This is a genomic window from Pseudomonas sp. ICMP 561 (assembly GCF_002699985.1).
Lineage (GTDB): Bacteria > Pseudomonadota > Gammaproteobacteria > Pseudomonadales > Pseudomonadaceae > Aquipseudomonas > Aquipseudomonas quasicaspiana.
Genome location: NZ_LKBT01000067.1, coordinates 122,743 through 149,661, shown reverse-complemented (window position 1 = coordinate 149,661; position 26,919 = coordinate 122,743). Strand labels below are relative to the sequence as shown.

Here is a 26,919-nt window from a genome sequence, read left to right as displayed (position 1 = left end):
CAGAATTCTCAGGTGCCCAAGCGGAACGACTGCTAGTTTAGGGCGCCTGAGTTTTTGCCATTCCTATGAGGCTCTAGCTATGACCGCACCGACTGCAATTCGCCGACTCAATGCTGCTGACCCGGATTTCGCGCATCATCTGGATCATCTGCTGAGCTGGGAAAGTGTGTCTGACGATTCGGTCAACCAGCGTGTCCTCGACATCATCAAAGCCGTGCGTGAGCGGGGCGATGCCGCGCTGGTCGAATTCACCGAGCGCTTCGACGGTTTGCAGGTGGCCTCCATGGCTGATCTGATTCTGCCTCGCGAGCGTCTTGAGTTGGCACTGACCCGCATCACTCCAGCCCAGCGCACAGCGTTGGAAAAAGCCGCAGATCGTGTACGCATGTACCACGAAAAACAGAAGCAGGACTCCTGGACCTACACCGAGGCCGACGGCACGGTACTTGGCCAGAAGGTTACGCCGCTGGATCGCGCCGGTCTGTATGTGCCCGGTGGCAAGGCGTCGTATCCGTCGTCGGTATTGATGAACGCTATTCCTGCCAAGGTTGCGGGTGTTGCTGAAGTCGTCATGGTCGTGCCGACCCCGCGCGGGGAAATCAACGAGCTGGTACTGGCCGCGGCATGTATTGCCGGAGTCGACCGGGTGTTCACCATCGGTGGTGCTCAGGCGGTTGCGGCACTGGCGTACGGCACTGAAAGCGTACCTCGCGTCGACAAGGTCGTCGGCCCGGGCAACATCTATGTCGCTACGGCCAAACGCCATGTTTTTGGTCAGGTCGGGATCGACATGATCGCTGGTCCTTCCGAGATCCTCGTGGTCTGCGACGGTCAGACAGACCCGGACTGGATTGCTATGGATCTGTTCTCTCAGGCCGAGCACGATGAGGACGCCCAGGCCATTCTGGTAAGTCCGGATGCAGACTTTCTGGATCAAGTCGCAGCGAGCATTGCCAAATTGATGCCGACCCTTGAACGTGCGGACATCATCGATAAGTCGATCAATGGCCGTGGTGCGTTGATCAAGGTCGCTGATATGCGGCAGGCCATTGAAGTCGCCAACCGTATTGCTCCGGAACACCTTGAGTTGTCGGTGGCAGACCCTGAAGCCTGGTTGCCGCAGATTCGTCACGCGGGTGCGATCTTTATGGGGCGTCACACCTCCGAGGCGCTGGGCGACTATTGCGCCGGTCCAAACCACGTGTTGCCAACCTCCGGCACAGCGCGTTTTTCATCGCCGCTGGGTGTTTACGATTTTCAGAAGCGTTCGTCGATCATCTACTGCTCGCAGCAAGGTGCATCCGAACTTGGCAAGACCGCATCGGTACTGGCGCGTGGCGAATCATTGACTGCACACGCCCGCAGCGCCGAGTACCGGATCATTGATAGCGAAGGGCAGGGGAGTTGAGCATGAGTAAATTCTGGAGTCCTTTCGTCAACAGCCTGGTGCCGTATGTGCCGGGTGAACAACCCAAGCTGACCAAACTGGTCAAGCTCAACACCAATGAAAATCCTTATGGCCCTTCGCCTAAAGCTCTGGCCGCGATGCGCGCCGAGCTGACTGATGACTTGCGTCTTTATCCCGATCCGAACAGCGACCTGCTCAAGCAGGCTGTAGCGACCTATTACGGCGTGCAGACCAGCCATGTATTTTTGGGCAATGGTTCCGATGAAGTGCTGGCACACGTGTTCAATGCGTTTTTCCAGCACGGCAAGCCTTTGCTGTTTCCGGACATCAGCTACAGCTTTTATCCGGTTTACTGTGGCCTGTACGGCATCGAGTTCGACGCCATCGCGCTGGATGAGCAGTTCCAGATTCGTGTGTCGGATTACGCCAAACCTAATGGCGGGATCATTTTCCCTAATCCAAATGCGCCAACCGGTTGCGTAGTGGGGCTGGATGCTGTTGAGCAGATGCTGAAGGCGAGCCCTGATTCAGTGGTTGTGGTGGATGAGGCGTACATCGATTTTGGTGGCGAGACGGCGATCTCGCTGGTGGAGCGTTATCCGAACCTGCTGGTGACGCAGACGTTGTCCAAGTCCCGCTCGCTGGCGGGTTTGCGGGTCGGTCTGGCGATTGGACATCCTGATCTGATCGAGGCGCTGGAGCGGGTCAAGAACAGCTTCAACTCGTATCCGCTGGATCGTCTGGCAATCGTCGGTGCCGCTGCAGCCTTCGAGGACCGCGAGCACTTCGATTCCACCCGTAACAAGGTGATCGCCAGCCGGGAATTATTGACCGCTGAGCTGCAAGCCCTTGGTTTTGAAGTACTGCCATCTGCGGCCAACTTCATCTTTGCCCGTCACCCGCAACACGACGGAGCGGGCATTGCGGCGAAGCTGCGCGAGAAGGGTGTCATCGTTAGGCACTTCAAACAGGAGCGGATTGCCCAGTTCCTGCGGATCAGCATTGGTACGCCGGAGCAGAACCAGGCGTTGCTGGATGGGCTGGCGGGTCTGTAAGACCCCCATCGCAGTATCGCCGCAATCGCGGATTGCATCACACTTGTGGGAGCGAGGCTTGCCCGCGATAAAAGCACTGAGGTCTGTCTGATAAACGAGGCGGCCTTATCGCGGGCAAGCCTCGCTCCCACAGGTATCTACGCAACTCAGTGATCACTGCTCTTCAACCGGAGTAGCCGACGGCGGAGGCGGTGGGCGCAGGCCAACTTCAGCGTTGAGCTTCACTTCTTTTCCGTTGCGCATCACCTCGATGGCGATCTTGTCGCCGGGCTTGGTGCGTGCCACCTGATTCATCGAGCGACGACCATCACCCGCGGGCTCGCCGTTGATGCTCAAAATCACGTCACCCAATTGCAAACCTGCTTTCTGTGCAGGTCCATCGCGGAAGATACCTGCGACGACGATGCCTGGTCTGTCTTTCAACCCGAATGACTCGGCCAGATCCTGTGTCAGCGGCTGCACTTCAATACCCAGCCAGCCACGAATCACCTGACCATGCTCGATGATCGATTTCATGACCTCCATGGCCAGTTTGGTCGGAATCGCGAAACCGATGCCTTGAGAGCCGCCAGACTTGGAGAAAATCGCTGTGTTGATCCCTGTCAGGTTGCCATTGGCATCAACCAGTGCGCCGCCAGAGTTGCCCGGGTTGATCGCTGCGTCGGTCTGAATGAAGTCTTCATAAGTGTTCAGGCCGAGCTGGTTGCGGCCGGTGGCGCTGATAATACCCATGGTCACGGTCTGGCCGACGCCGAAAGGGTTGCCGATGGCCAGTGCAACGTCACCGATGCGGATGCTGTCGGAGCGGCCAATAGTGATGGACGGGATGTTCTTGAGATCAATCTTCAACACTGCCAGATCGGTTTCCGGATCATTGCCGATCACCCTGGCAATGGTTTCCCGACCGTCCTTCAGTGCAACGACGATTTGATCGGCACCGGTGGTGACATGATTGTTGGTCAGAATGTAGCCTTCCGGACTCATCAGAACGCCGGAGCCGAGGCTCGACTCCATGCGTTTCTGCTTGGGCATGTTGTCGCCGAAGAAACGTCGGAACTGCGGGTCCTCGAACATCGGATTTGCCGCTTTGTTGACCATCTTTGTGGTGTAGAGATTGACCACCGCAGGTGCCGCCATGCCAACCGCATCGGCATACGTGACAGGGCCTTGCTGGACGTAGGTGGTTTGTGGCGCCTGTTGCAGGTTGACGTCGAGACTTGGCAGACCCACCAGATCCGGGAAACGCTGAATAATCAGCAGTGCGACGAGTACGCCTGCCAGCAATGGCCAACCAAAAAAGCGCAGTGCCTTGAACATTGAGCAAATCCTGAAAGTGATCCGACGCTGCGGCTTGCTGCCCATCTGCGCCATAATGGGCGGCATTATACGAGCACTTGGGGTTGTGTCTCGCAAATAAGATCTTCTGAAGTGAACCATTTCAGCAGCACGACCCTATCAGCTTCAAACCACACATTCAGGAGTCTTTTATGGCTGTTGCGCTCAGCACTCTGGTAGAAGAAGCCAACCGTTATCTCGGCAGTTCGCGTATCCAGGATTATTGCCCCAATGGCTTGCAGGTCGAAGGTCGTCCGCAGGTCATGCGCATCATCAGCGGCGTCACTGCCAGCCAGGCTTTGCTGGATGCCGCAGTGGATGCGCAGGCCGATCTGATTCTTGTGCATCACGGGTATTTCTGGAAAGGCGAGAACCCTTGCGTCGTCGGCATGAAACAGCGCCGCCTGAAAACCCTGCTCAAGCACGACATCAGCCTGCTGGCCTATCACTTGCCACTGGATGTGCATCCGGATGTGGGTAATAACGTGCAGTTGGCGCGCCAGCTGGATATCACCGTGGAAGGCCCACTGGATCCAGATAATGCCCGCGTCGTCGGCTTGGTCGGTTCGTTGAATGAACCCATGATGCCCCGCGACTTTGCCCGTCGTGTGCAGGAAGCGCTTGGGCGCGAACCGTTGTTGATTGAAGGTGCCGATATGATTCGCCGGGTGGGTTGGTGTACCGGGGGCGGGCAGGGTTATATCGATCAGGCAATAGCGGCGGGTGTCGATCTGTTCATCAGTGGCGAAGCGTCTGAGCAGACGGTTCACAGTGCCCGGGAAAACGGCATCAGCTTTATTGCCGCCGGACACCACGCAACTGAACGTTACGGGGTTCAGGCGCTGGGTGACTATCTGGCGCGGCGGTTTGCGTTGGAGCACCTGTTTATCGACTGCCCTAACCCGGTTTGAATACCTAACGAGACGGTATATCCATAGAACGTTTCGATCTATTGGGGCCCCTGAATAGAAGCAGGTGCTGTGCTAGAGTGCGGCCTCGAACACGGCCCGCTGGCCGTCCCGGGCGTTGTCCGGTCAATAATGAATGCAACCCGTGAGTAACCATGGTCGATAAACTGACGCATCTTAAGCAACTGGAGGCGGAAAGCATCCACATCATCCGCGAGGTCGCCGCCGAGTTTGATAACCCGGTGATGCTGTACTCCGTCGGTAAAGACTCTGCCGTAATGCTGCACCTTGCGCGCAAGGCGTTCTTTCCGGGCAAGCTGCCATTCCCGGTGATGCATGTGGACACCCGCTGGAAATTCCAGGAAATGTACCGTTTTCGCGACCAGATGGTTAAGGAAATGGGCCTGGACCTGATCGTCCACATCAACCCGGACGGCGTGGCTCAAAACATCAGCCCGCTCACCCACGGCAGCTCCAAGCACACTGACATCATGAAGACCGAAGGTCTCAAGCAGGCCCTGGACAAGCACGGCTTCGATGCCGCGTTCGGTGGCGCGCGTCGTGATGAAGAGAAATCCCGTGCCAAAGAGCGCGTGTACTCGTTCCGCGACAGCAAGCACCGCTGGGATCCGAAGAACCAGCGCCCGGAGCTGTGGAACGTCTATAACGGCAACGTCAACAAAGGCGAGTCGATTCGCGTGTTCCCGCTGTCCAACTGGACCGAGCTGGACATCTGGCAGTACATCTATCTGGAAGGCATCCCGATTGTCCCGTTGTACTTCGCCGCCGAGCGCGATGTCATCGAGATGAACGGCACCTGGATCATGATCGACGACGAGCGTCTTCTGAATCATCTCAGCGATGAAGACAAGGCTCGCATCGTCAAGAAGAAAGTCCGCTTCCGTACACTTGGCGACTACCCGTTGACGGGCGCAGTCGAGTCCGAGGCCACCAGCCTCACTGACATCATTCAGGAAATGCTTCTGACGCGTACTTCCGAACGTCAAGGCCGGGTCATTGATCACGATGGCGCTGGTTCGATGGAAGAAAAGAAACGTCAGGGTTATTTCTAAAGAGCAGCTACAAGCCTCAAGTGGCAAGCTGCAAGTGAATCAAAAGCAGGTGATCGAAATGGATTTCGAGAAACTCTTGGTTTGGCAAAGAGCCAAGGCTTTGGCAGTCAATCTTTACAAGGAGATGGCTTCCTGTCCCGATTTGGCTTTCAGGAGTCAGATCACGCGCTCTGGGCTGTCGGTGCCGAGCAATATTGCGGAAGGTATGGAGCGTTTCACTGCGAAGGACAAATGCCGCTTTCTATCGATTGCTAAAGCATCCTGTGGCGAGCTAAGAACTCAGCTCATCATCGGCGGTGAAATTGGTTATATCGCTGAACCACTTGCAGCAGCCTGGATTATCGAAACCCGTGAGCTTTCAAAAATGCTTTGCGGGCTGATCAATAAAATTTCTGACTAGCTGTACGCCGACAAGCTTGCCGCTTGAAGCTTACAGCTTGGAGCTCGAATGAAATGAGTCACGCATCTGATTTGATCAGCGAGGACATCCTCGCCTATCTGGGCCAGCACGAACGCAAGGAAATGCTGCGCTTTCTTACCTGTGGCAACGTCGACGACGGCAAGAGCACGCTGATCGGGCGTCTGCTGCACGACTCCAAGATGATCTACGAAGATCATCTTGAAGCCATTACCCGCGATTCGAAGAAGTCCGGCACCACCGGCGAAGACGTCGATCTGGCGTTGCTGGTTGACGGCCTTCAGGCCGAGCGGGAGCAGGGCATCACGATTGATGTTGCTTACCGTTATTTCTCCACCGCCAAGCGCAAGTTCATCATTGCCGATACTCCGGGCCATGAGCAGTACACACGCAACATGGCAACCGGTGCATCGACCTGCGACCTGGCGATCATCCTGGTGGATGCCCGTTACGGCGTACAGACCCAGACCCGCCGTCACAGCTACATCGCATCGCTGCTGGGCATCAAACATATCGTTGTAGCCATCAACAAGATGGACCTCAATGGCTTCGACGAAAGCGTCTTCGAGTCGATCAAGTCCGACTACTTGAAGTTCGCCGACGGCATCGCGTTCAAACCGACCACCATGGCCTTCGTGCCGATGTCGGCTCTCAAGGGCGACAACGTGGTGAACAAGAGCGAGCGTTCGCCCTGGTACACCGGCCAGTCCTTGATGGAGATCCTCGAAACCGTCGAGATTGCCAACGACCGCAATTACACCGACATGCGTTTCCCGGTGCAGTACGTCAACCGTCCAAACCTGAACTTCCGTGGTTTCGCCGGTACGCTGGCGAGCGGTATCGTGCACAAGGGTGACGAAGTCGTCGTGCTTCCGTCGGGCAAGAGCAGTCGTGTCAAATCCATCGTCACCTTTGAAGGTGAGCTGGAGAGTGCCGGGCCGGGTCAGGCCGTCACTCTGACCATGGAAGACGAGATTGATATCTCCCGTGGTGACTTGCTGGTACACGCCGATAACGTTCCGCAAGTGGCTGATGCATTCGATGCCATGCTGGTATGGATGGCTGAAGAGCCGATGCTGCCGGGCAAGAAATACGACATCAAGCGTGCCACCAGCTATGTGCCGGGCTCGATTGCCAGCATCACCCATCGTGTCGATGTGAATACCTTGGCCGAAGGGCCTGCCAGTTCGCTGGGCCTGAATGAGATTGGTCGCGTCAAGATCAGCCTAGACTCGGCCATCGCGCTGGACGGTTACGACAGCAACCGCACCACGGGTTCGTTCATCGTAATTGACCGTTTGACCAATGGCACAGTGGCCGCGGGCATGATCATCGCCAAGCCCGTTGGCGGCGCAGGTGCCAATCATCACGGCGCTCTGGCTCACGTTGCGACTGAAGAGCGAGCTCAGCGTTTTGGTCAGCAGCCAGCCACTGTGCTGTTCAGCGGCCTGTCGGGCGCTGGCAAAAGCACCTTGGCTTATGCGGTCGAGCGCAAGCTGTTCGACATGGGACGCGCGGTTTACGTGCTGGATGGCCAGAACCTGCGTCACGACCTGAACAAAGGTCTGCCACAGGATCGCGCCGGGCGTACCGAGAACTGGCGTCGTGCCGCTCACGTTGCGCGTCAGTTCAACCAGGCGGGGCTGATTACCCTGGCTGCGTTCGTTGCGCCTGACGGCGAAGGTCGCGAGCAGGCCAAGTCTCTGATCGGTGCTGATCGCCTGCTGACCGTATACGTCCAGGCATCCCCTGCGGTTTGCCGCGAACGCGATCCACAGGGCCTGTACGCAGCCGAGGGCGATAACATCCCGGGCGAGTCCTTCCCGTACGACGTACCGCTCAATGCGGATCTGGTCATCGATACTCAAACCCTGAGTCTCGAAGACAGCGTCAAGCAAGTGCTGGACCTGCTGCGCAGTCGCGGCGCGATCTGACGATCGCTTTCTGTCACAGGAAACCCGCCAGAGATGGCGGGTTTTTTGTTTGTGGGGGGGCTCCAGAGAATCCTGTTGGAGCGAGGCTTGCCCGCGATTGAGGCGACTCGCTCCGTCAGCTATACCGCGTTATCGTTCATCGCGAGCAAGCTCAGCTCCCACATGGATCACGCTATTTCGTAGGACCGGCTTTAGCCGGGAGGGCGTCGGGACATTCGCTAAATGTTCTTCGGTAGTAGAACCGCCCTCCCGGCTAAAGCCGGTCCTACGGGATTGCAGGTGAACATAGAATCTCCCACAGGGATAACCGATACCTGTAGGAGCCGAGCTTGCTCGCGATGAACGATTACGCAGTCTGTCTGAAGCCCGCTCCACAGATTTTGTATCTGCCGTGCAACTTAGGGGATCATGGGCACTGGCGCGGCTACTGCAAGAATAATCAAGGCGTTAAGGTAATTCAGATGCGGTATATATTTATCGCATGCTGTGAATCAGTGGATGATTAGTTGAATGCTCAATCAATAGCTTTCAAAGGTGAAAGTATGAGTATTCAGTATGGTGTGTTTGGAAATAATGGCGCTCCGGTATTGCCGCCCAATCAGAAAATGACACCGGGGCAGTTTTTACAATCGCCCAATGGGCGTTTTCGTCTGGAACTGCAAAGCGACGGCAACCTGGTTATTAAAGATAACGGCGCTGTCGCCTGGGTCGCTGACCGAGGTCAGACCTTTAGCAGCACGTTGTCCCGCAAGCAGAGAGGTGCTCCGTGGTTTGTGGTAAGCAACAGCGGCTTCCTCTATGATCCAGCCAGGTCGAGGCTTTGGATAGCGGAAAGCACGCACACCAAGGACAAATCGTTGTGGTACCACAGTCACATGTCCATACAGAATGATGGGAATCTGGTTATTTATGATGGGCGGCAGGGCGACCTCCGGTGGGCGCGTTTTGGCTTTACACCGGGGCGCATCAAGAAACCAAAGCTAATTAACGTCAATGGCCCTCATAACAAAAAAGATATTTACACGTGGCACTTTTGACTGCCTGTCTATCTGTTGACGGGGCAGTCTGATCGATAAGGGTCCATGTTGCATTTGTGCTCGAGTTCCAGATCTTTGCTTGTGAGGATGTAGCAGTCTTTTGTGCAGTCACCTGGTACGCAGCCAAATAGCAAAATGCTTGCTGCGAGTATTTGGAATTTTTTCATGCTTCCTCCGTTTTCCAAAAAGCATAGAGGTCGCAACAAAATATATATAGCCGCTGTATTCCTGAAAGTGCGTAGGAAGTTTCTTCGCCCGGATTTTATCCCTGACTGATCTACAAAAAAGCCCGCCATTCTCACGAATGGCGGGCTTTCCTGATCCAGCTTTCGCTTACGGCTTTTTCAAACCGTAGTGCTCATCGAGCATGCCGGGAGCGTTGGGTGATTTTGGCGCGTAGTCTTTAGGTGCTTCATTTGTGCGGGGTGGGGTCAGGCGATCGCGGTGGACCTGGCTGGCTTCAGGATGCAGGGCAGCCAGCAGACGCTGGCGAGTCAATTCGTCGGTAGCAAGACGGTTGGCACCTTCGGAGAGATGTTCCTGTACGTCCTGATAGCTTTGCGAAAGCTTCTGGACCAGATTGGCCGTGCTGTTGAAGTGGGTGACTACCTCGTTCTGATAGGCATCGAAACGCTCCTGAACGTCATCCAGCTGACGCTGGGTTCCATTGGGAGCAGCGTTGGGCACCAGACGTGCGACCAGAAAACCGATGACAACACCGACAACCAGGGCGATGGTTGGCAACAACCAAACTAAGAGCGACAGTTCCACGAGTCCTTCCTCTATAAACGGCTTTGCTTTACGTTAACGGCTCGAACCTGCTCTGTATACCGCGACACGCTCACGGATATGCTATTTGCAGACAATCAGCTAGACGAGTCGACCCATTGCGAGGTCACGGAGTTCCTTTTTGCTCATGCGCGAAACCCCCGTATTGATCAATGGCCCGGTGGGCCAGCTTGAAGCCCTTTACCTTGATTTGCCTGATGCTACAGGCGTGGCGTTGATCTGCCATCCTAACCCGATCCAGGGCGGCACCATGCTCAACAAGGTCGTCTCGACCCTGCAACGTACGGCTCGCGATGCGGGTTTGATTACATTGCGTTTCAATTATCGTGGCGTCGGGGCGAGCGCCGGTACGTCTGAAGCGGGCCCTGGCGAAATCGAAGATGCTCAGGCCGTCGCTCGCTGGGTGCTGGAAAAACACCCCGATCTGCCCCTCACACTGTTCGGTTTTTCCTTTGGTGGTTTCGTTGCAGCCAGTCTTGCCGGCCGGCTTGAGGGCGCTGGACACACGATTAGCCATCTGTTCATGGTCGCGCCTGCGGTCATGCGCTTGAGCGAGCAATATCCTCTGCCGCAGAACTGCCCGCTGACCGTTATCCAGCCGGAGACCGACGAAGTCGTCGAGCCTGAACTGGTTTACAACTGGTCGGCAGCATTGCCGCGCCCACATGAACTGCTGAAAGTGGCAGAATGTGGACACTTTTTTCACGGCAAGCTCACTGATCTCAAAGATCTGGTTGCGCCACGCCTTTCGAACTGATGACAGCCCCATAAGCGACCTGCCATGACCACTCGTATCCTGACCGGTATTACTACCACCGGCACGCCTCACCTGGGTAACTACGCGGGCGCAATCCGCCCGGCCATCGTTGCCAGCCGCCAGAGCGATGCTGATTCGTTCTACTTCCTGGCTGACTACCACGCCTTGATCAAATGCGATGACCCGCTGCGCATTCAGCGCTCGCGTCTGGAAATCGCCGCAACCTGGCTGGCTGCTGGCCTGGATGTGGATCGCGTGACTTTCTATCGCCAGTCCGATATCCCGGAAATCACCGAGCTGACCTGGCTGCTGACCTGCGTTGCTGCCAAAGGCTTGCTCAACCGTGCTCACGCCTACAAAGCGTCCGTGGACAAGAACGTCGAAACCGGTGAAGACCCGGATGCTGGCGTCACCATGGGCTTGTACAGCTACCCGGTGTTAATGGCAGCCGACATTTTGATGTTCAACGCGCATCAGGTTCCGGTGGGTCGTGACCAGATTCAGCATGTCGAGATGGCCCGCGATATCGGCCAGCGCTTCAATCACTTGTTCGGCAAGGGCAGAGAGTTCTTCGTCATGCCTGAAGCCCTGATCGAGGAAAGCGTCGCCACGCTGCCAGGTCTCGACGGCCGCAAAATGTCGAAAAGCTACGACAACACGATTCCGTTGTTCAGCAGCGCCAAGGACATGAAGGATGCGATTTCGCGCATCGTGACTGACTCCAAGGCACCGGGTGAAGCCAAAGACCCTGACAACTCCCATCTCTTCACGCTCTATCAGGCCTTCGCTACCCCAGAGCAGATCGCAGAGTTCCGCTCCGACTTGTTGCAAGGTCTTGGTTGGGGTGAAGCGAAGAGTCGCCTGTTCACCTTGCTGGATAGTGAGCTGGGCGAAGCTCGTGAGAACTACCATCGTCTGATCGAGCGTCCGGCGGACCTGGAAGATATTCTGCTGGCTGGCGCAGAGAAAGCCCGGAAAGTCGCCACACCTTTCCTCGGCGAGTTACGTGAAGCGGTAGGCCTGCGTTCATTCCGCAGCAATGTGCAAGTGGCCGAAACCGGCAAGAAGAAAGTTGCCAAGGGTGCACGCTTTGTCAGCTTCCGTGAAGACGATGGCAGTTTCCGTTTCCGTCTGCTGGCGGCCGATGGCGAGCAGTTGCTGTTGTCGCGCAATTTCGCTGATGGCAAGGCCGCTGGCGCAGTCAGCAAACAGCTGCAGCAGGGCAGTGAATTCGAGCTCCGTCCAGAGCATTTCGGGTTTACTCTCTGGATCAATGGTGAGCACATCGCCGAAAGTCCGCAATTTGTCGACGCTGCAGCGCGTGATGCCGCTATCGAAAGCCTCAAGCTGGCTCTTGCCCCCCAACAGGATTAATTGCCAATCTGCCGGGCCGTCGCTACAGTGACGGCCCGTTTTTGTTGCCTTGTTAGCGAATATGACCCCTCTAGAACGATACCAAGCTGATCTGAAACGCCCTGACTTCTTTCATGATGCGGCGCAGGAAACGGCTGTGCGTCACTTGCAGCGTCTTTATGACGATCTGGTTGCCGCCAACCAGAGCAAGCCGGGCATGTTCGGCAAGCTGTTTGGCAAGAAGGAACAGGCGCCGGTGAAGGGCTTGTACTTCTGGGGTGGCGTTGGCCGGGGCAAGACCTACCTGGTCGACACCTTCTTCGAAGCCCTGCCGTTCGAGCAGAAAGTCCGTACTCACTTCCACCGTTTCATGAAGCGCGTGCACGAAGAGATGAAGACCCTCAAGGGGGAGAAAAACCCGCTGACCCTCATCGCCAAGCGTTTTTCTGATGAAGCGCGGGTGATCTGTTTCGATGAGTTCTTCGTCTCCGACATCACCGACGCCATGATCCTCGGCACCTTGATGGAAGAACTGTTCAAGAATGGCGTGACTCTGGTCGCGACCTCGAACATCGTCCCGGACGGCCTGTACAAGGATGGCCTGCAACGTGCGCGCTTCCTGCCCGCTATCGCGCTGATCAAACAGAACACCGAAATCGTCAACGTCGACAGCGGCGTGGACTATCGCCTGCGTCACCTTGAGCAGGCTGAGCTGTTCCACTTCCCGCTGAATGAAGCCGCGCAGGAAAGTCTGCGCAAGAGCTTCAAGGCCCTTACGCCTGATTGCGCCGAGACCATCGAAAACGATGTGCTGATGATCGAGAATCGCGAAATCCGTGCACTGCGCACTTGTGATGACGTGGCCTGGTTCGACTTCCGCGAACTGTGCGACGGCCCGCGTAGCCAGAACGACTACATTGAGCTGGGCAAGATCTACCACGCCGTGTTGCTCAGTGGCGTTGAGCAGATGAGCGTCACCACCGACGACATCGCCCGACGCTTCATCAACATGGTCGACGAATTCTACGACCGTAACGTCAAGCTGATCATCTCGGCTGAAGTTGAATTGAAGGATTTGTACACGGGTGGACGTCTGAACTTCGAGTTCCAGCGGACATTGAGCCGGTTGCTGGAAATGCAGTCCCATGAGTTCTTATCGCGGGCGCATAAGCCGTAGGCGATCGCTTGGCGTCGCGGCGCCTCGGACGGGTTTGTAGGACCGGCTTTAGCCGGGAGACAAGTCTGACGCGCTCCCGGCTAAAGCCGGTCCTACGTTTCAGCAGGCCGCTTACGCGGCCTGCTGAAACTGCTGCCGATACTGATTCGGCGACAACTCTGTATGTTGACGAAACAGTCGGGCGAAGAAGCTGGCGTCGTCGTACCCGACTTCATAGCTGATGGTCTTGATGCTTTTGCGCGTGCCGGACAGCAAGCCTTTGGCGGTTTCGATGCGCAGGCGTTGCAGGTAGTGCAGGGGCTTGTCTCCGGTGGCAGTCTGGAAACGGCGCATGAAGTTGCGGATGCTCATGCCGTGATTGCGGGCCACATCTTCGAAGCGAAACTTGTCGGCGAAATGCTCTTCCAGCCAGTGCTGGATTTGCAGGATCACGACGTCCTGATGCAGTTTCTGCCCGCCAAACCCCATTCGGCCCGGTGCGTAGTTGCGCTGCACTTCATACAGAATGTCCCGAGCCACGGCTTGCGCGACGTTTGCACCGCAGAAGCGCTCAATCAGATAAATGTACAGGTCACAGGCTGAAGTCGTGCCGCCTGCGCAGTACAGATTGTCCGCGTCTGTCAGATGTTTCTCTTGGTTCAACAAAACATTCGGAAAACGCTCACCGAAGTCGTTGAAAAATCGCCAGTAGGTTGTCGCTTCCTTGCCATCGAGCAGGCCGGATTCTGCCAGCCAGAACACGCCGCTGGCTTCACCACAGAGCACTGCGCCGTTGGCATGCTGTTCACGTAGCCAGGGAATGACCTGGGGGTATCGCAAGCGAAGCGCGTCGAAGTTGTCCCAGAATGCCGGGATCACGATGACATCGCTTTGGTCGAGGTCGCCATCGACGGGGAGTACGACGTCGCTGAAGCTACGCACGGGCTTGCCGTCCGGGCTGACCAGTCGGGTTTCGAACGCAGGGACTCTGCCAAGGCCCAGCTGTTTGCTGTAGCGCAGAGCGGCAAGATGGAAGAAATCCTTGGCTTGCATCAATGTGGAAGCGAACACCCCGTCAATAGCCAGGATGCTGACGCGCCGCAGGGGCGCGGAGGCGTGAGTCGACATATTCTTTTATTCTTATATGGGGAAGTGGTCAGGTTACGGCTGGATCGTCTTATTTTTTTTCGGGTGTGTCCAGCTATGGAATGCTGAGCAGGCTATTGGGCGATGTTGGTCAGGTGGGAGATTCTATGTTGGCCCGAAGTCCCTTAGGACCGGCTTTAGCCGGGAGGGCGGTATTTCTGGCGAAGAAGAATGGGTGGGTGTCCCGACGCCCTCCCGGCTAAAGCCGGTCCTACGGAATAGCGCAATTTCATGTGGGAGCGAGGCTTGGTCTGGGCGGCATTCCGACGATAAGTACGACGCGGTTTAAAGTACATCGCGTCCAGCCTTATAGCGTTCAGGCTCGCTCCCACAGGGCTGCGTTAAAGTCGAGCTGGCAGTTCAGGGCGCAGGATTCGGATGATCCTTGTGAATCGCCTCGATACCCGCCAACACCTCGTCCGACAACTTCAGCCCGAAACTGGCGATGTTGCTGTCCAGTTGCTCAAGGGTGGTCGCGCCAATGATATTGCTGGTCACGAACGGCTGACGGGTCACGAAGGCCAGCGCCATTTGTGCTGGCTCCAGACCGTGCTCACGGGCCAGCGCCACGTAGCGGCTGCACGCTGCTTCCGATTGCGGATTGAAGTAGCGGGTGAAACGGCTGTAGAGGCTCAGGCGACCTTTGGCCGGGCGAGCGCCACCTTCGTATTTGCCTGAAAGCGTGCCGAACGCCAGAGGTGAGTAAGCCAGCAGTCCACATTGTTCGCGAATGGCAATTTCGGCCAGGCCCACTTCAAAGCTGCGGTTGAGCAGGTTGTAGGGGTTCTGGATCGACACCGCCCGTGGCCAGCCACGGCTTTCGGCCAACTGCAGGAATTTCATGGTGCCCCATGGCGTCTCGTTGGACAGACCAATGTGGCGGATCTTGCCCGCTTTGACCTGCTCGTCCAGGGCTTCGAGGGTTTCTTCCAGCGGGGTGAAATCTTCGTCTTTATGGGTGTAACCCAATTTGCCGAAGAAGTTGGTGCTGCGCTCAGGCCAGTGCAGTTGATACAGATCGAGGTAATCGGTTTGCAGGCGCGCAAGGCTGGCGTCGAGAGCTGCCACAATGTGCTTGCGGTTGTGTTTGAGGTTGCCGTCGCGAATATGATCGATGGCATTGCCTGGACCGGCGATCTTGCTGGCCAGAATCCAGTCGGCGCGGTCACCCTGTTGCTTGAACCAGTTACCGATGATTGTCTCGGTTGCGGAGTAGGTTTCTGCTTTTGGCGGTACCGGGTACATCTCGGCGGTATCAAGGAAATTGATGCCGGCTTCTTTGGCGCGTTCGATCTGGGCAAAGGCTTCAGGCTGGTTGTTTTGCTCGCCCCAGGTCATGGTGCCGAGGCAGATTGCGCTGACTTTCAGGTCGGTTCGGCCAAGTTGGCGATAGTCCATTTGCTTCTCCTCAAGTAAGAGAACCATAAAAGCAGGTTGATATTTATTTCGCAATCCGCATAATCCCGCGGCTCTTTGCAGTGGAAGTGATGCTCCATCTGCCGGAGAGACATCTTTGCCGTACCACAGATGCGCCGACCCGAGCCCTCGGCAGCGTCTGTATAACGGCTGCCTTTGACATGCTGCTTGTCAAAGTACGATCTATTCAGTAAGATCCGCCGTCTCAATTTATCAGGGCGGCCCCTGAGGCTAAATAATGAAAACTTATACTGCTAAACCGGAAACAGTTAAGCGCGAATGGTTCGTAGTCGATGCTGCTGGTCAGACCCTCGGTCGTCTGGCTACAGAAATCGCGAGCCGTCTGCGTGGCAAGCACAAAGCGGAATACACCCCGCACGTTGACACTGGTGACTACATCGTTGTTATCAACGCTGAGCAAATCCGTGTTACCGGTGCTAAAACCACCGACAAAATCTACTACTCTCACTCCGGTTTTCCGGGCGGGATCAAGTCGATCAACTTCGAAAAGCTGATCGCCAAAGCTCCTGAGCGTGTGCTCGAGACCGCGGTTAAAGGCATGCTGCCTAAGAACCCGCTGGGTCGCGACATGTACCGTAAGCTGAAAGTCTATGCGGGCACTGCACACCCTCATACTGCTCAGCAGCCCCAAGAACTGAAGTTTTAACGGAATAGTTGATTATGTCGGCGACTCAAAATTACGGCACTGGCCGTCGCAAGACCGCTACCGCACGCGTTTTCCTGCGTCCAGGTACCGGTAACATCTCCATCAACAACCGTTCGCTGGATAATTTCTTCGGCCGTGAAACTGCCCGCATGGTAGTTCGTCAGCCGCTGGAATTGACTGAGACTGTCGAGAAGTTCGACATCTACGTCACCGTGATTGGCGGTGGTGTAAGTGGTCAAGCTGGCGCAATCCGCCACGGTATCACTCGCGCTCTGATGCAGTATGACGAAACCCTGCGCGGCGCTCTGCGCAAAGCTGGCTTCGTTACACGCGACGCCCGTGAAGTTGAACGTAAGAAAGTCGGTCTGCGTAAAGCGCGTAAGCGTCCGCAGTACTCGAAGCGTTAATACGCACTTCGTTCAAGAAGAACGCCCAGCCTCCTCACGGAGCTGGGCGTTTTTTTATGCGCGTCGTATACCTGTGACAACATGACTCATTCAGCGCAGGCCCCGTATTACAAGGCTTTCAGCTTTTCGTGAAAAGTAATTCCCTTGTGGTTTGAAGGGTTTTTATCTACCATCCGGCAAAATTTGGATACATGAATTTTTAAATTAGACGCCTGATCGAACAGGCCACATAGCTGATGGGAGAGGACGGAATGAGCAATGACGGCGTGAATGCAGGCCGGCGTCGCTTCCTCGTGGCGGCCACATCTGTGGTTGGTGCAGCAGGAGCGGTGGGGGCGGCGGTCCCGTTCGTAGGGTCATGGTTTCCCAGTGCCAAGGCGAAAGCCGCAGGCGCACCGGTAAAGGTGAATATCAGCAAGATCGAACCAGGGCAGCAGATGATTGCTGAGTGGCGCGGTCAGCCAGTTTTCATTGTCCGTCGTACCGATGAAATACTGGGCAACCTCGGCAAAATTACGGGCCAGTTGTCGGACCCCGAATCCAGGGACTCGCTCCAGCCCGCTTACGTCGACCCTGTTGTACGATCCATCAAACCTGAAATCCTGCTGTTGATCGGTATTTGCACCCACTTGGGTTGCTCCCCGACTTTCCGTCCTGAAGTAGCTCCAGTCGATCTGGGCAAAGATTGGGTGGGTGGCTATTTCTGCCCTTGTCACGGCTCACATTACGACCTCGCTGGCCGCGTCTATAAATCCCAACCTGCACCTTTGAATCTGCCAGTGCCGCCGCATTCCTATGAGTCGGACAACATTATTGTCATTGGCGTCGATCAGGAGAGCGCGTGATGAGCAAGTTCATGGATTGGATCGATGCTCGCTTCCCCGCCACAAAAATGTGGGAAGACCATCTCAGCAAGTATTACGCCCCCAAAAACTTCAACTTTTTCTACTTCTTCGGTTCACTAGCCCTGCTGGTGTTGGTCAATCAGATCCTGACCGGTGTCTGGCTCACGATGAGCTACACGCCGACGGCTGAAGAGGCGTTTGCGTCTGTCGAGGGCATCATGCGTGATGTGCCTTACGGGTCGATTTTGCGTTTGCTGCATTCCACCGGTGCTTCGGCGTTCTTCATTGTCATTTATATGCACATGTTCCGCGGCCTGCTGTATGGCTCGTATCAAAAGCCTCGTGAGCTGGTGTGGATCTTCGGCATGCTGATTTATCTGGCGCTCATGGCTGAAGCGTTCATGGGGTATTTACTGCCCTGGGGGCAGATGTCGTACTGGGGCGCGCAGGTGATCATCTCGCTGTTTGGCGCCATTCCGGTTATCGGCGATGACCTGACGCAATGGATTCGCGGCGACTACCTGATCTCCGGGATTACCCTGAACCGTTTTTTTGCGCTCCACGTGATTGCGCTGCCGATCGTAGTGCTGGGCCTGGTCGTTCTGCATATTCTGGCGTTGCATGAAGTGGGTTCGAACAACCCCGATGGCGTCGACATCAAGAAACACAAAGACGAAAACGGTATCCCTCTGGATGGAATTCCGTTCCACCCCTATTACACCGTGAAAGATATCGTTGGCGTTGTCGTCTTCCTCTTCGTGTTTTGCTTCATCGTGTTTTTCTTCCCGGAAATGGGTGGCTACTTCCTCGAAAAACCCAACTTCGAGATGGCAAACCCCTTCAAGACGCCAGAGCACATTGCACCTGTCTGGTATTTCACGCCGTTCTACGCGATTCTGCGCGCCGTTCCTGACAAGCTGATGGGGGTCATGGCTATGGGGGCTGCAATTGCAGTGTTGTTTGTGCTGCCCTGGCTGGACCGGAGCCCCGTCAAGTCAATGCGCTACAAGGGATGGCTGAGCAAGGTCTGGTTACTGGTGTTCTGTGTGTCTTTCGTAATCCTCGGTGTGTTGGGTGTTTTGGCGCCAACTCCGGGGCGCACGTTGCTGTCGCAGGTTTGCACCTTCCTGTACTTCGCCTACTTCATTCTGATGCCGTTCTATACCCGGCTTGAGAAAACCAAACCGGTTCCGGAAAGGGTGACTGGCTAATGAAAAAGCTATTTGCTGTATTGATGCTTGTTGCTCTGCCAATATTTTCCGTTGCTGCTGAACACGGCGGTCCTGAGCTGGAAAGCATCGATATCGATGTCTCGGACAAGGCTGCCATGCAAGATGGCGCGCGCACGTTCGTCAACTATTGCATGGGCTGCCACAGCGCTAAATTCCAGCGTTACGAGCGCGTTGCCGACGATCTGGGCATCCCTCATGAGCTGATGCTGGATAAGCTGGTATTCACCGGTGCCAAGATCGGCGACCACATGAACATCGGAATGCAATCTGCCGACGCTAAAGCCTGGTTCGGCGCGGCTCCGCCGGATCTGACGCTGGTGGCGCGAGTGCGGGGCACAGATTGGCTATATGGCTATCTGCGCTCTTTCTACGAGGATCCAGCGCGTCCATTCGGGGTGAACAACACAGTCTTTCCTAATGTGGGGATGCCCAACGTGCTGGCTGGCTTGCAAGGTCGTCAGATCATCGGCTGCAAGCAGATTCAGTTGGTCGAGGAGGGCAAGAAGCAGTACGACCCGTTGACGGGCGCGCCACTGACGCACGAAGCATGCGATCAACTGACGATTGTTCCCAATACCGGCAGTCTGAATGCAGAGCAGTTCGACGAGAAGGTCAAGAATCTGGTGACCTTCCTCGCTTATTCCGCGAACCCGACGAAGCTTCAGCATCAGCGCATCGGGATGTATGTGTTGCTGTACCTGGCTTTCTTCTTTGTCTTCGCTTACCTGCTCAAGCGTGAATACTGGAAGGACATTCACTGACCGTATGTAACGCTGAGGTAACACTCGCGCGCTCGTGCGTCCCATTTAGGCAATAAATGCAGGGCAAATGTGGTTGTGACGGCAAGATTGCAGAATTTACCAAGCGTAAATGAGCTATCTTGTCGCCCGCGATGACCACTGCCTCAATGCGGTTGTTGTCGGAGGCGTCCGAGGGCGCGTCCGTTTTTGTGTATTCGATAAATTTAACAAGCGAGGAGGACCGCCATGGGCGTGACCAATCGGTTGGCCTGTTACTCCGACCCCGCCGACCACTATTCCCACCGCGTGCGCATTGTGCTCGCCGAGAAAGGTGTCAGCGCCGAGATCATTGATGTTGTGACGGGTACCCAACCGCCGAAATTGATCGAGGTGAACCCATACGGCAGCGTACCCACCCTGGTCGATCGTGATCTGGCGCTGTACGAGTCGACTGTGGTGATGGAATATCTGGATGAGCGTTATCCGCACCCGCCGTTGCTGCCGGTTTATCCGGTCGCACGCGCCAATAGCCGCCTGCTGATCCATAGAATTCAGCGCGACTGGTGCGCTCAGGTGGACCTGATTCTGGATCCGCGCAGCAAGGAATCTGCTCGTGCGGTAGCTCGTAAGGAGCTGCGTGAAAGTCTGACCGGCGTCTCGCCATTGTTTGCCGAGAAAGCTTTTTTCCTCAGTGACGAGCAAAGTCTGGTTGACTGCTGTCTATTGCCCATACTCTGGCGTTTGCCTGTTTTGGGTATTGAATTGCCGCGGCCTGCCAAGCCGTTGCTTGATTATATGGAGCGCCAGTTTGCGCGTGAGGCATTCCAGGCAAGTCTGTCTGCTGCCGAACGTGATATGCGCTAAGGCCTAAGGAGCCGTTGATGAACTCCAGTCGCCCTTATCTGATTCGTGCTCTCTATGAGTGGATCGTGGATAACGATTGCACCCCGCATATGCTGGTCAATGCGGAGTATCCATCAGTGCAGGTCCCGCAAGGGTTTGCCAACGATGGGCAGATTGTCCTGAACGTTTCTCCGTCTGCTGTGCGCCATTTGCACATGGACAACGATGCAGTCAGTTTTGAAGGTCGCTTCGGCGGTGTCCCGCATACCCTGTACGTCCCTGTAGGGGCGATTCTGGGCATTTATGCCCGGGAGAATGGTCAGGGTATGGTTTTCGAGCTGGAGCCTCCATTCGAGGACGAAGACAGCGTCGATGCGGATGATGATCTTCCACCACCGGATACCGAGCCACCGCGTCCAAGCGGTAGACCCAGTCTGAAAGTGGTCAAGTAAGCAGCTTCACGTGTAACAAAAAAAGGCGACCTCAGGGTCGCCTTTTTCATGCGTGCGAAGTGGAAGTCAGTCGATGTACTCGAACAGCTTGACGATCTTTTGCACGCCAGACACGCTCTGTACCAGGCTGGTCGCGCGGGTGGCCTCCTGTTGCGTCACCAGGCCAAGCAGAAAGACGATGCCGTTCTCGGTCACGACTTTGATGCGTGAGCCAGGGATTGCACTGTCGGTCAGCATCTGGCTTTTGATCTTGGTGGTCAGCCAGGCGTCATTGTTGCGAGCCAGCAAGGACGAAGGCGCCATGACCTGCAACTCGTTGTTGACCTTCTTTACCCGCTGTACGCCACTGGCTTCTTTTTCGGCCAGGGCTTTGAGGTCTTCACGTGGGGTCTGGCCAGCCAATAGCACGATGCCGTTGTAGCTGGTGACGACGATGTGCGAGTTCTGATCCAGATCAGGGCTCGCCTTGGCGATGTTCACCGCTGCCTTGGTTTCAATCAGCGAGTCATCGATTTTGCTGCCGAACGTACGCGTCCCACGATCGTCTTCAATCGGGTTGTCGCGGGTAGCAGTCAGCACCGAGCTGCATCCGCTGATGCCTATGCACAGGGTCAGGGCCAGCAGGCTGAGACGATTAACGGTCATTCTTCACTCCCGAACAGTTGGCTGTCGATCAAATCGCACAAGCAATGAATCGCCAGCAGATGGACTTCTTGAATTCGTGCGGTGACTTTTGCCGGTACGCGGATTTCCACGTCCTCAGGCAAAAGCAGCGAGGCCATGCCGCCGCCGTCGCGACCCGTCAATGCTACGACAATCATTTCACGATCATGTGCGGCCTGGATCGCTTGAATTATGTTCGCCGAGTTGCCGCTGGTGGATATCGCCAGCAACACATCGCCCGGTTGGCCCAGCGCGCGGATCTGCTTGGAGAAGATCTCGTTGTAGCTGTAGTCGTTGGCAATCGACGTGATCGTCGAGCTGTCGGTTGTCAGTGCAATGGCCGGCAGGCTAGGGCGTTCACGTTCGAAGCGGTTGAGTAGCTCGGATGAGAAGTGCTGAGCATCACCCGCCGAACCGCCGTTGCCACAAGCGAGCATTTTGCCTTCGTTGAGCAGCGCATTGACCATGACCTGGCTGGCTTGCTCGATGTGGGGTGCAAGGACTTCCATCGCCTGCTGCTTGGTGTCGATGCTGGCCTGAAAAAGCTGGCGAATTCGGGATTGCATGTCCATCTGGGTGACCTTAATTAGAACGTATCGCGGCTTATCGGCTGGCGCAGAAGGGGAAGCCCTCGGCGCAAGGCGGTACGGCCCGCAAAGCGAAAAGCGAAATCTGTGTTGGATGGCATATTGCGTGAGTCGGCATTTCAGTTCCGGGGTCTACCCGCATGGCGTGGACGCCAGGGATTTCAGCTCTCGAATGCATGCTTGATCCAGTTCAAGGATGGGCCGCCACGCGGATCACCCTCAATGGCTATGACGTCGAAACGACATGCCGCATCTGCCCATTGTGTGTCGCTCTGCAGGAACAATTGTGCCGCCAGAACCAGCTTTTGCTGCTTGCGAAAATCAACGCTTTCCAACGCTCCACCCCATGTCGAATGGCGGCGGTAGCGAACTTCGACGAATACTACTGTATCCCCGTCGAGCATGACCAGATCAAGCTCACCACGTTTGCATAACCAGTTTCGTGCAATGAGCTGCAAACCGTGCTGCTGTAAATGCTGCAGGGCGCGGGTTTCAGCCTCGCGCCCTGCAGTTTGGCGGGTGTTGCCGGGCATTTACTGAGCGGTATCCGGCAGGCGCTGAATCTTGCCGTCAACGAATTCGGCCCATGGCAATTGACGTTCCACGCGGCGAGCCGGGTTGATGCTCAAGCTGCCGGACAGGCCGTCGATGCGGCTTTCAGGCATGGTTTTGAGTTGGCCCAGGCGCGGAGCAAGGCGATAGGCATCGACGCCCATAGCGTAGAGGCGGCCCAGACTGCCTGAAGCTTGAGGCCACTGGGTGACGACCTGCTGACGCAGTGGATCATTGGCGTTGAGCAACCATGGAGTTTCGCAGAAGCGCACGCCATTCAGGTCCATGTATTGCGCGTGATCGTTACTGTTGGTGAACAAGTGCGATGTGGCGTAGACCGGAACATCACCTGCGTACTGGAAGACCATGGTTGGCTTGATCTGCTGCGCCTGTTGTGGGGTCGCAGCCAGGAACATGAAATCAATGTCCTGACGGCGCGTCGGTTGGGCGGCTACTTGGGTCCCTACAGTGCTCTGCAGACGTTGCGCGCGGCCTTCGCTGTTGCGCAGCTGGAACAGGTCAGCAACTTGCTGTGCCAGTGCAACGGGTTGGTCGACGTGTTCAGCCGCAATCAGCGTGCCGCCTTTGGCTTGCCAGCTCTGGCGGAAAGCGTCCAGAACGCGGTCGCCCCATTCGCCTTTTGGCACCATCGCAACAGCGCTGCGCTTGCCATCTGCCCAGGCGCGGCGTGCTACTTCACGGGCTTCGTCCTCAGCGGACAGACCGAACTGGAACAGTTGCTGAGGGCCTTCAGGGCCTGCATCACTGTAGTTCAGCGCCAATGTGGTGATAGGCAGTTGCGGGCGGGTGCTCAATTGTTTGACCAGTGGTTTTTCCAACGGACCGACAACCAGTTGCACGCCTGCAGCTTGAGCCTCGCGATAGAACTCATCCATAGAGGTCAGGCGCGAACTGTCGAATACCTGAATGGCTGGAGGATTCTGACCGGCTTGCTGTGCCTGGTAGTGTGCGGCCATGAAGCCTTCACGCAGTGCCTTGGCGACGGCTGCAAGTGGGCCTTCCTGTGGCAGCAACAGGGCGATTTTGGTCAGCGGCTCGCTGGTCAGGGCGCGCAATTGCGCAAGTGTCGCAGGCAGCTGGATAGCAGCGGGGTGCTTTGGATTCTGTGCTTTCCAGGTGTCGATAGCGGCTTGTTGCTGTTCCAGCGTGCCCGCGCCTTTGATGCTGCGCGCAAGGCTTAGCCAGCCGCCCAGATCGTCGGTCGCGTTGCTTTGCAGTTGTTCCGGAGGCAGTGCCCCAACGAGTTTCCAGATAGCGTCGTTGTTGGCGCTCAGGTCGTTGCCTTGCAGCAATGGACCCACGAAGACTCGCTCGCTGATCGCCGGCAGGATCTGGCCATCAGCTTCGAGTGCGCGAGCGCGGACGGTGTGGGTCCGAATCTGCTGTTCAACGGACAGCTCGCTCAGGCGTTGCAGGCTCGGGTGGCTCAGCGCAGTCAGTGCGGCTTTTGGCTGATTGCGACCCATCGCCAGTTCAGCATCCAGAGTCGCGGCAAACACCTGCTGGCCAGGCTTGAGCAACTCAATCTGCACTTGCGTGAGGATTTGCGCAGCGCGTCCGGGATTGTTCTGCCGGTTGGCCAGATCCGCAGCGCTGAGTCGGAGCAGGGAGGCCTGTTCCGGGGTTTTCGCGGCGGCCGCCTGATCGAGTAACTGCTCGATGCTGGCGTCAGGGGTGCGTGGAAGTTCGCCAAGGCTGGACGAAGGCGAGCTGGCGCAAGCCGCCAACAGGGCAGCAAGGCAGAGGGCAGAGAACAGCCGCAGGCAAGCGATCATGTGTATGTTCCTGATACTCGAGCAAATTAGCGGGGAATTGTACCCAAGCACTGGCATGGGTGCGACGTCGTTAGCATTTAAAGCAGTGATATAAGTCGCAGTGCCTGATTACACGAGGTAAAACGGCCTTTACGAAATGTTGCGCTGGCAGATATCGGGCGCCAATCATGACTTTTCCTCCCTTTTTCAGGTCTTCCTTGAGTCTGCGAGTCATTGGTCGCGGTCGTAGTCTGTACAATGATGACCTTCGCCCTGAAGGGTAACAAATCATGAGGTCTGCGCTTTGACTGCTCCAGTTGCTTTGAATTCCGCCGCGGGCTCGCTTTATGTAGTGGCCACGCCAATCGGCAATCTGGATGACATGAGCGTGCGTGCATTGAAGGTCTTGCGCGAGGTGGCGCTGATTGCCGCCGAAGATACGCGACACTCGTCACGATTGATGCAGCATTTCGGCATATCAACGCCATTGGCTGCGTGTCACGAGCATAACGAACGCGAAGAGGGCAGTCGGTTTATTACTCGCCTGCTGGCAGGCGATGATGTTGCGCTGATCTCCGATGCGGGGACGCCACTGATCTCTGATCCTGGGTATCACCTGGTGCGTCAGGCTCGCGCTGCGGGTATTGCAGTCGTCCCGGTGCCAGGTGCCTGCGCGTTGATTGCTGCGCTCTCGGCGGCTGGTCTGCCTTCTGATCGTTTTATTTTCGAGGGTTTCTTGCCTGCCAAGGCTGTAGGCCGTCGCGCTCGCCTGGAGCTGCTTAAAGAAGAGCCACGCACCCTGATCTTCTATGAAGCGCCGCATCGTATTCTTGAATGTCTGCAGGATCTGGAACTGGTCTTCGGTGCGCAGCGACCTGCGTTGCTGGCCCGCGAGTTGACTAAAACCTTCGAAACCCTCAAAGGCTTGCCGCTCGCTGAGTTGCGTGAATTCGTCGAAAGCGACAGCAATCAGCAGCGTGGTGAGTGTGTGGTGTTGGTGGCGGGCTGGACCGAGCCTGAAGATGAAGACGTCATCGGAAGCGAGGCACGACGGATTCTTGATCTGCTGCTTGCAGAGATGCCGCTCAAGCGTGCCGCAGCCTTGGCCTCGGAAATTACCGGCGTGCGTAAAAATCTGCTTTATCAGGTGGCTCTGGACAAGCAAAAGGGCGAATAAATCCCTGCAACCCGAGTCCGCGACGTTTTAAAGCTTGTTCTGAGGGGGCTGTGCCGCTAACCTTGTCGGCGGAGAGTCGATTGGACAGTCGCTGCCTCTTATTGTTCGCAATTAAGGGGGGGAGGAAAGTCCGGGCTCCATAGGGCGGAGTGCCAGGTAACGCCTGGGAGGCGTGAGCCTACGGAAAGTGCCACAGAAAATAACCGCCTAAGCGCTTCGGCGCCGGTAAGGGTGAAAAGGTGCGGTAAGAGCGCACCGCGCGTCTGGCAACAGTTCGTGGTCAAGGTAAACCCCACTCGGAGCAAGACCAAATAGGGTTCCTAGGCGTGGCCCGCGCTGGAACCGGGTAGGTTGCTAAAGACGTCCAGTGATGGCCGTCGTAGAGGAATGACTGTCCTCGACAGAACCCGGCTTACAGATCGACTCTCCACCTTTTTTCTCCCCTCTCGTTTCAGCTGTATTACACCCTCCGTAATACCAAAAAAATCTTAAACCTCACAAATCACTTTAAGTTCGCGCTGCAGCGTTTTGAGCTGTGTCGGAATTTTCCGTAAGACCCCTCCTGAAATTCGCGCTAACCGTCCGATATCGCTCCTAAATCCCAGTTATGTAAGGGTTTTCCTTAAGACCGTGCCTTGACTGTGTGGTGGGCGGGTTCCTATAGTGTGCGCAAGTGGCAGAAAGTGGCGCGAAGTGGGTTTTTTTAACGCAAAAAGCTAGAATTCGGAGAAAGCGCCTGTGTTTCGTGGTGCCAACGCAATCAATCTCGATGCAAAGGGCCGTCTCGCTATGCCGAGCCGGTACCGTGACGAGTTGGATTCGCGTAGCGCCGGGCAATTAATCGTGACCATTGATGCCGTTGACCCTTGCTTATGCCTTTATCCGCTCTCCGAATGGGAGCTGATCGAGGCGAAATTGCGTGAGCTCGCTACTTTCCGCGAAGAAAACCGCCGCCTGCAGCGTTTGCTGATTGGTAATGCGGTTGATCTGGAGCTGGATGGGAGTGGGCGTTTCCTGGTTCCGCCGCGTCTTCGTGAATATGCCAAATTGGATAAGCGCGTGATGTTAGTGGGCCAGCTCAATAAGTTTCAACTGTGGGACGAGGACGCCTGGAACGCTCTTGCTGATGCGGATCTGGCGGCCATTCAACAACCGGGCGCGATGCCTGATGAATTACGTGATCTGATCCTGTGA

At 56.3% G+C, this 26,919-nt stretch carries 27 protein-coding genes and 1 other RNA gene; 20 read left to right on the top strand and 8 right to left on the bottom strand.

Going from position 1 to position 26,919, the window contains the following annotated elements:
- Positions 1-79 precede the first annotated feature (79 nt).
- Together hisD and hisC are read left to right on the top strand one after the other, a co-directional pair.
- Positions 80-1,408: a histidinol dehydrogenase gene (gene hisD, locus AO242_RS26135; protein ID WP_099270957.1), complete on the top strand. Its 1,329-nt coding sequence runs from the start codon at positions 80-82 to the stop codon at positions 1,406-1,408.
- A 2-nt stretch (positions 1,409-1,410) separates the two neighbouring features.
- Positions 1,411-2,463: a histidinol-phosphate transaminase gene (hisC, locus tag AO242_RS26130; protein WP_099270956.1), complete on the top strand. Its 1,053-nt coding sequence runs from the start codon at positions 1,411-1,413 to the stop codon at positions 2,461-2,463.
- A gap of 153 nt (positions 2,464-2,616) precedes the next feature.
- Here the strand turns inward: hisC and algW are convergent, their stop codons facing one another.
- Entirely contained in the window at positions 2,617-3,780 is a 1,164-nt protein-coding gene (algW, locus tag AO242_RS26125; RefSeq protein ID WP_027897825.1) for a Do family serine endopeptidase AlgW, read from the bottom strand.
- Between the two features lie 170 nt (positions 3,781-3,950).
- Between algW and AO242_RS26120 the strand changes: the two genes are divergently transcribed.
- The 5 genes from AO242_RS26120 (at position 3,951) to AO242_RS26100 (ending at position 9,168) form a co-directional block, all read left to right on the top strand.
- The gene (locus AO242_RS26120) at positions 3,951-4,709 is read left to right on the top strand and encodes a Nif3-like dinuclear metal center hexameric protein (RefSeq protein WP_099270955.1); all 759 of its coding nucleotides are present in this window, start codon (positions 3,951-3,953) and stop codon (positions 4,707-4,709) included.
- 152 nt (positions 4,710-4,861) lie between these two features.
- Positions 4,862-5,779, top strand: coding sequence for a sulfate adenylyltransferase subunit CysD (gene cysD, locus AO242_RS26115; RefSeq protein WP_099270954.1), 918 nt, complete (start codon positions 4,862-4,864; stop codon positions 5,777-5,779).
- Between the two features lie 58 nt (positions 5,780-5,837).
- Positions 5,838-6,179, top strand: coding sequence for a four helix bundle protein (locus AO242_RS26110; RefSeq protein WP_095096900.1), 342 nt, complete (start codon positions 5,838-5,840; stop codon positions 6,177-6,179).
- A 53-nt stretch (positions 6,180-6,232) separates the two neighbouring features.
- On the top strand, positions 6,233-8,131 hold the full coding sequence (gene cysN, locus AO242_RS26105; RefSeq protein WP_099270953.1) for a sulfate adenylyltransferase subunit CysN: 1,899 nt from the start codon (positions 6,233-6,235) through the stop codon (positions 8,129-8,131).
- Positions 8,132-8,673: 542 nt separating this feature from the next.
- Entirely contained in the window at positions 8,674-9,168 is a 495-nt protein-coding gene (locus tag AO242_RS26100) for a hypothetical protein (RefSeq protein WP_099270952.1), read from the top strand.
- A gap of 333 nt (positions 9,169-9,501) precedes the next feature.
- Here AO242_RS26100 and AO242_RS26095 read toward each other — a convergent pair whose 3' ends face one another.
- A complete protein-coding gene (locus AO242_RS26095; protein WP_099270951.1) occupies positions 9,502-9,939 on the bottom strand; it encodes a YhcB family protein in 438 nt (145 codons plus the stop codon).
- Positions 9,940-10,084: 145 nt separating this feature from the next.
- Here AO242_RS26095 and AO242_RS26090 point away from each other — a divergent pair, with 145 nt between their 5' ends.
- The 3 genes from AO242_RS26090 (at position 10,085) to zapE (ending at position 13,244) form a co-directional block, all read left to right on the top strand.
- On the top strand, positions 10,085-10,714 hold the full coding sequence (locus AO242_RS26090; RefSeq protein ID WP_099270950.1) for an alpha/beta hydrolase: 630 nt from the start codon (positions 10,085-10,087) through the stop codon (positions 10,712-10,714).
- A gap of 24 nt (positions 10,715-10,738) precedes the next feature.
- On the top strand, positions 10,739-12,088 hold the full coding sequence (locus tag AO242_RS26085; RefSeq protein ID WP_099270949.1) for a tryptophan--tRNA ligase: 1,350 nt from the start codon (positions 10,739-10,741) through the stop codon (positions 12,086-12,088).
- A 61-nt stretch (positions 12,089-12,149) separates the two neighbouring features.
- A complete protein-coding gene (gene zapE, locus AO242_RS26080; protein ID WP_027898482.1) occupies positions 12,150-13,244 on the top strand; it encodes a cell division protein ZapE in 1,095 nt (364 codons plus the stop codon).
- 111 nt (positions 13,245-13,355) lie between these two features.
- On the opposite strand, the gene AO242_RS26075 is transcribed toward zapE, so the two are convergent.
- Both AO242_RS26075 and AO242_RS26070 read right to left on the bottom strand, forming a co-directional pair.
- The gene (locus AO242_RS26075; RefSeq protein WP_176560700.1) at positions 13,356-14,276 is read right to left on the bottom strand and encodes a GlxA family transcriptional regulator; all 921 of its coding nucleotides are present in this window, start codon (positions 14,274-14,276) and stop codon (positions 13,356-13,358) included.
- Between the two features lie 453 nt (positions 14,277-14,729).
- The gene (locus tag AO242_RS26070; RefSeq protein WP_099270947.1) at positions 14,730-15,767 is read right to left on the bottom strand and encodes an NADP(H)-dependent aldo-keto reductase; all 1,038 of its coding nucleotides are present in this window, start codon (positions 15,765-15,767) and stop codon (positions 14,730-14,732) included.
- Between the two features lie 256 nt (positions 15,768-16,023).
- On the opposite strand from AO242_RS26070, the gene rplM reads away from it, so the two are divergent.
- The 7 genes from rplM to AO242_RS26035 all read left to right on the top strand — a co-directional run bounded on the left by rplM (position 16,024) and on the right by AO242_RS26035 (position 20,971).
- The gene (gene rplM, locus AO242_RS26065) at positions 16,024-16,452 is read left to right on the top strand and encodes a 50S ribosomal protein L13 (RefSeq protein ID WP_027900224.1); all 429 of its coding nucleotides are present in this window, start codon (positions 16,024-16,026) and stop codon (positions 16,450-16,452) included.
- A 14-nt stretch (positions 16,453-16,466) separates the two neighbouring features.
- Positions 16,467-16,859 (top strand): 30S ribosomal protein S9, encoded by a 393-nt coding sequence (gene rpsI, locus AO242_RS26060; RefSeq protein ID WP_002555064.1) that lies wholly within the window; start codon positions 16,467-16,469, stop codon positions 16,857-16,859.
- Positions 16,860-17,110: 251 nt separating this feature from the next.
- Positions 17,111-17,704, top strand: coding sequence for a ubiquinol-cytochrome c reductase iron-sulfur subunit (petA, locus tag AO242_RS26055; protein WP_099270946.1), 594 nt, complete (start codon positions 17,111-17,113; stop codon positions 17,702-17,704).
- Entirely contained in the window at positions 17,704-18,915 is a 1,212-nt protein-coding gene (locus tag AO242_RS26050) for a cytochrome b (protein ID WP_099270945.1), read from the top strand. The genes petA and AO242_RS26050 overlap by 1 nt, the downstream gene beginning before the upstream one ends.
- Complete coding sequence (locus tag AO242_RS26045) at positions 18,915-19,697, top strand: cytochrome c1 (protein ID WP_099270944.1); 783 nt, start codon at positions 18,915-18,917, stop codon at positions 19,695-19,697. Before AO242_RS26050 ends, AO242_RS26045 begins: the two co-directional genes overlap by 1 nt.
- A gap of 225 nt (positions 19,698-19,922) precedes the next feature.
- Positions 19,923-20,540: a glutathione S-transferase N-terminal domain-containing protein gene (locus AO242_RS26040; protein ID WP_027900228.1), complete on the top strand. Its 618-nt coding sequence runs from the start codon at positions 19,923-19,925 to the stop codon at positions 20,538-20,540.
- Positions 20,541-20,557: 17 nt separating this feature from the next.
- Positions 20,558-20,971 (top strand): ClpXP protease specificity-enhancing factor, encoded by a 414-nt coding sequence (locus AO242_RS26035; protein ID WP_027900229.1) that lies wholly within the window; start codon positions 20,558-20,560, stop codon positions 20,969-20,971.
- Between the two features lie 66 nt (positions 20,972-21,037).
- On the opposite strand, the gene AO242_RS26030 is transcribed toward AO242_RS26035, so the two are convergent.
- The 4 genes from AO242_RS26030 to AO242_RS26015 form a co-directional block, all read right to left on the bottom strand.
- Positions 21,038-21,616, bottom strand: a complete 579-nt coding sequence (locus AO242_RS26030) for a BON domain-containing protein (RefSeq protein WP_099270943.1) — start codon at positions 21,614-21,616, stop codon at positions 21,038-21,040.
- The gene (locus tag AO242_RS26025) at positions 21,613-22,206 is read right to left on the bottom strand and encodes a phosphoheptose isomerase (protein WP_027900231.1); all 594 of its coding nucleotides are present in this window, start codon (positions 22,204-22,206) and stop codon (positions 21,613-21,615) included. The genes AO242_RS26030 and AO242_RS26025 overlap by 4 nt, the downstream gene beginning before the upstream one ends.
- Before the next feature lie 176 nt (positions 22,207-22,382).
- Positions 22,383-22,754 carry a YraN family protein gene (locus AO242_RS26020; protein WP_099270942.1) on the bottom strand — a complete coding sequence of 124 codons (372 nt, stop codon included), beginning with the start codon at positions 22,752-22,754 and terminating at the stop codon, positions 22,383-22,385.
- The gene (locus AO242_RS26015; protein WP_027900233.1) at positions 22,755-24,569 is read right to left on the bottom strand and encodes a penicillin-binding protein activator; all 1,815 of its coding nucleotides are present in this window, start codon (positions 24,567-24,569) and stop codon (positions 22,755-22,757) included.
- Between the two features lie 283 nt (positions 24,570-24,852).
- On the opposite strand from AO242_RS26015, the gene rsmI reads away from it, so the two are divergent.
- The 3 genes from rsmI (at position 24,853) to mraZ (ending at position 26,919) form a co-directional block, all read left to right on the top strand.
- A complete protein-coding gene (gene rsmI / locus AO242_RS26010) occupies positions 24,853-25,725 on the top strand; it encodes a 16S rRNA (cytidine(1402)-2'-O)-methyltransferase (protein ID WP_099270941.1) in 873 nt (290 codons plus the stop codon).
- Between the two features lie 72 nt (positions 25,726-25,797).
- An RNA gene (gene rnpB, locus AO242_RS26005) (RNase P RNA component class A) lies at positions 25,798-26,156 on the top strand.
- Between the two features lie 307 nt (positions 26,157-26,463).
- On the top strand, positions 26,464-26,919 hold the full coding sequence (mraZ, locus tag AO242_RS26000; protein WP_004881513.1) for a division/cell wall cluster transcriptional repressor MraZ: 456 nt from the start codon (positions 26,464-26,466) through the stop codon (positions 26,917-26,919).

What these genes read in the sequence shown, in the direction of transcription:
- cysD (WP_099270954.1), top strand. Translation starts at nt 4,862, where the DNA reads ATGGTCGATAAACTGACGCATCTTAAGCAACTGGAGGCGGAAAGCATC.
- AO242_RS26100 (WP_099270952.1), top strand. Translation starts at nt 8,674, where the DNA reads ATGAGTATTCAGTATGGTGTGTTTGGAAATAATGGCGCTCCGGTATTG.
- petA (WP_099270946.1), top strand. Translation starts at nt 17,111, where the DNA reads ATGAGCAATGACGGCGTGAATGCAGGCCGGCGTCGCTTCCTCGTGGCG.
- AO242_RS26085 (WP_099270949.1), top strand. Translation starts at nt 10,739, where the DNA reads ATGACCACTCGTATCCTGACCGGTATTACTACCACCGGCACGCCTCAC.
- AO242_RS26015 (WP_027900233.1), bottom strand. Translation starts at nt 24,569, where the DNA reads ATGATCGCTTGCCTGCGGCTGTTCTCTGCCCTCTGCCTTGCTGCCCTG.
- zapE (WP_027898482.1), top strand. Translation starts at nt 12,150, where the DNA reads ATGACCCCTCTAGAACGATACCAAGCTGATCTGAAACGCCCTGACTTC.
- AO242_RS26030 (WP_099270943.1), bottom strand. Translation starts at nt 21,616, where the DNA reads ATGACCGTTAATCGTCTCAGCCTGCTGGCCCTGACCCTGTGCATAGGC.
- rpsI (WP_002555064.1), top strand. Translation starts at nt 16,467, where the DNA reads ATGTCGGCGACTCAAAATTACGGCACTGGCCGTCGCAAGACCGCTACC.
- AO242_RS26075 (WP_176560700.1), bottom strand. Translation starts at nt 14,276, where the DNA reads ATGCAAGCCAAGGATTTCTTCCATCTTGCCGCTCTGCGCTACAGCAAA.
- algW (WP_027897825.1), bottom strand. Translation starts at nt 3,780, where the DNA reads ATGTTCAAGGCACTGCGCTTTTTTGGTTGGCCATTGCTGGCAGGCGTA.
- AO242_RS26035 (WP_027900229.1), top strand. Translation starts at nt 20,558, where the DNA reads ATGAACTCCAGTCGCCCTTATCTGATTCGTGCTCTCTATGAGTGGATC.
- hisD (WP_099270957.1), top strand. Translation starts at nt 80, where the DNA reads ATGACCGCACCGACTGCAATTCGCCGACTCAATGCTGCTGACCCGGAT.
- AO242_RS26040 (WP_027900228.1), top strand. Translation starts at nt 19,923, where the DNA reads ATGGGCGTGACCAATCGGTTGGCCTGTTACTCCGACCCCGCCGACCAC.
- cysN (WP_099270953.1), top strand. Translation starts at nt 6,233, where the DNA reads ATGAGTCACGCATCTGATTTGATCAGCGAGGACATCCTCGCCTATCTG.
- AO242_RS26025 (WP_027900231.1), bottom strand. Translation starts at nt 22,206, where the DNA reads ATGGACATGCAATCCCGAATTCGCCAGCTTTTTCAGGCCAGCATCGAC.
- AO242_RS26050 (WP_099270945.1), top strand. Translation starts at nt 17,704, where the DNA reads ATGAGCAAGTTCATGGATTGGATCGATGCTCGCTTCCCCGCCACAAAA.
- hisC (WP_099270956.1), top strand. Translation starts at nt 1,411, where the DNA reads ATGAGTAAATTCTGGAGTCCTTTCGTCAACAGCCTGGTGCCGTATGTG.
- AO242_RS26090 (WP_099270950.1), top strand. Translation starts at nt 10,085, where the DNA reads ATGCGCGAAACCCCCGTATTGATCAATGGCCCGGTGGGCCAGCTTGAA.
- AO242_RS26120 (WP_099270955.1), top strand. Translation starts at nt 3,951, where the DNA reads ATGGCTGTTGCGCTCAGCACTCTGGTAGAAGAAGCCAACCGTTATCTC.
- AO242_RS26045 (WP_099270944.1), top strand. Translation starts at nt 18,915, where the DNA reads ATGAAAAAGCTATTTGCTGTATTGATGCTTGTTGCTCTGCCAATATTT.
- AO242_RS26110 (WP_095096900.1), top strand. Translation starts at nt 5,838, where the DNA reads ATGGATTTCGAGAAACTCTTGGTTTGGCAAAGAGCCAAGGCTTTGGCA.
- AO242_RS26020 (WP_099270942.1), bottom strand. Translation starts at nt 22,754, where the DNA reads ATGCCCGGCAACACCCGCCAAACTGCAGGGCGCGAGGCTGAAACCCGC.
- AO242_RS26070 (WP_099270947.1), bottom strand. Translation starts at nt 15,767, where the DNA reads ATGGACTATCGCCAACTTGGCCGAACCGACCTGAAAGTCAGCGCAATC.
- rplM (WP_027900224.1), top strand. Translation starts at nt 16,024, where the DNA reads ATGAAAACTTATACTGCTAAACCGGAAACAGTTAAGCGCGAATGGTTC.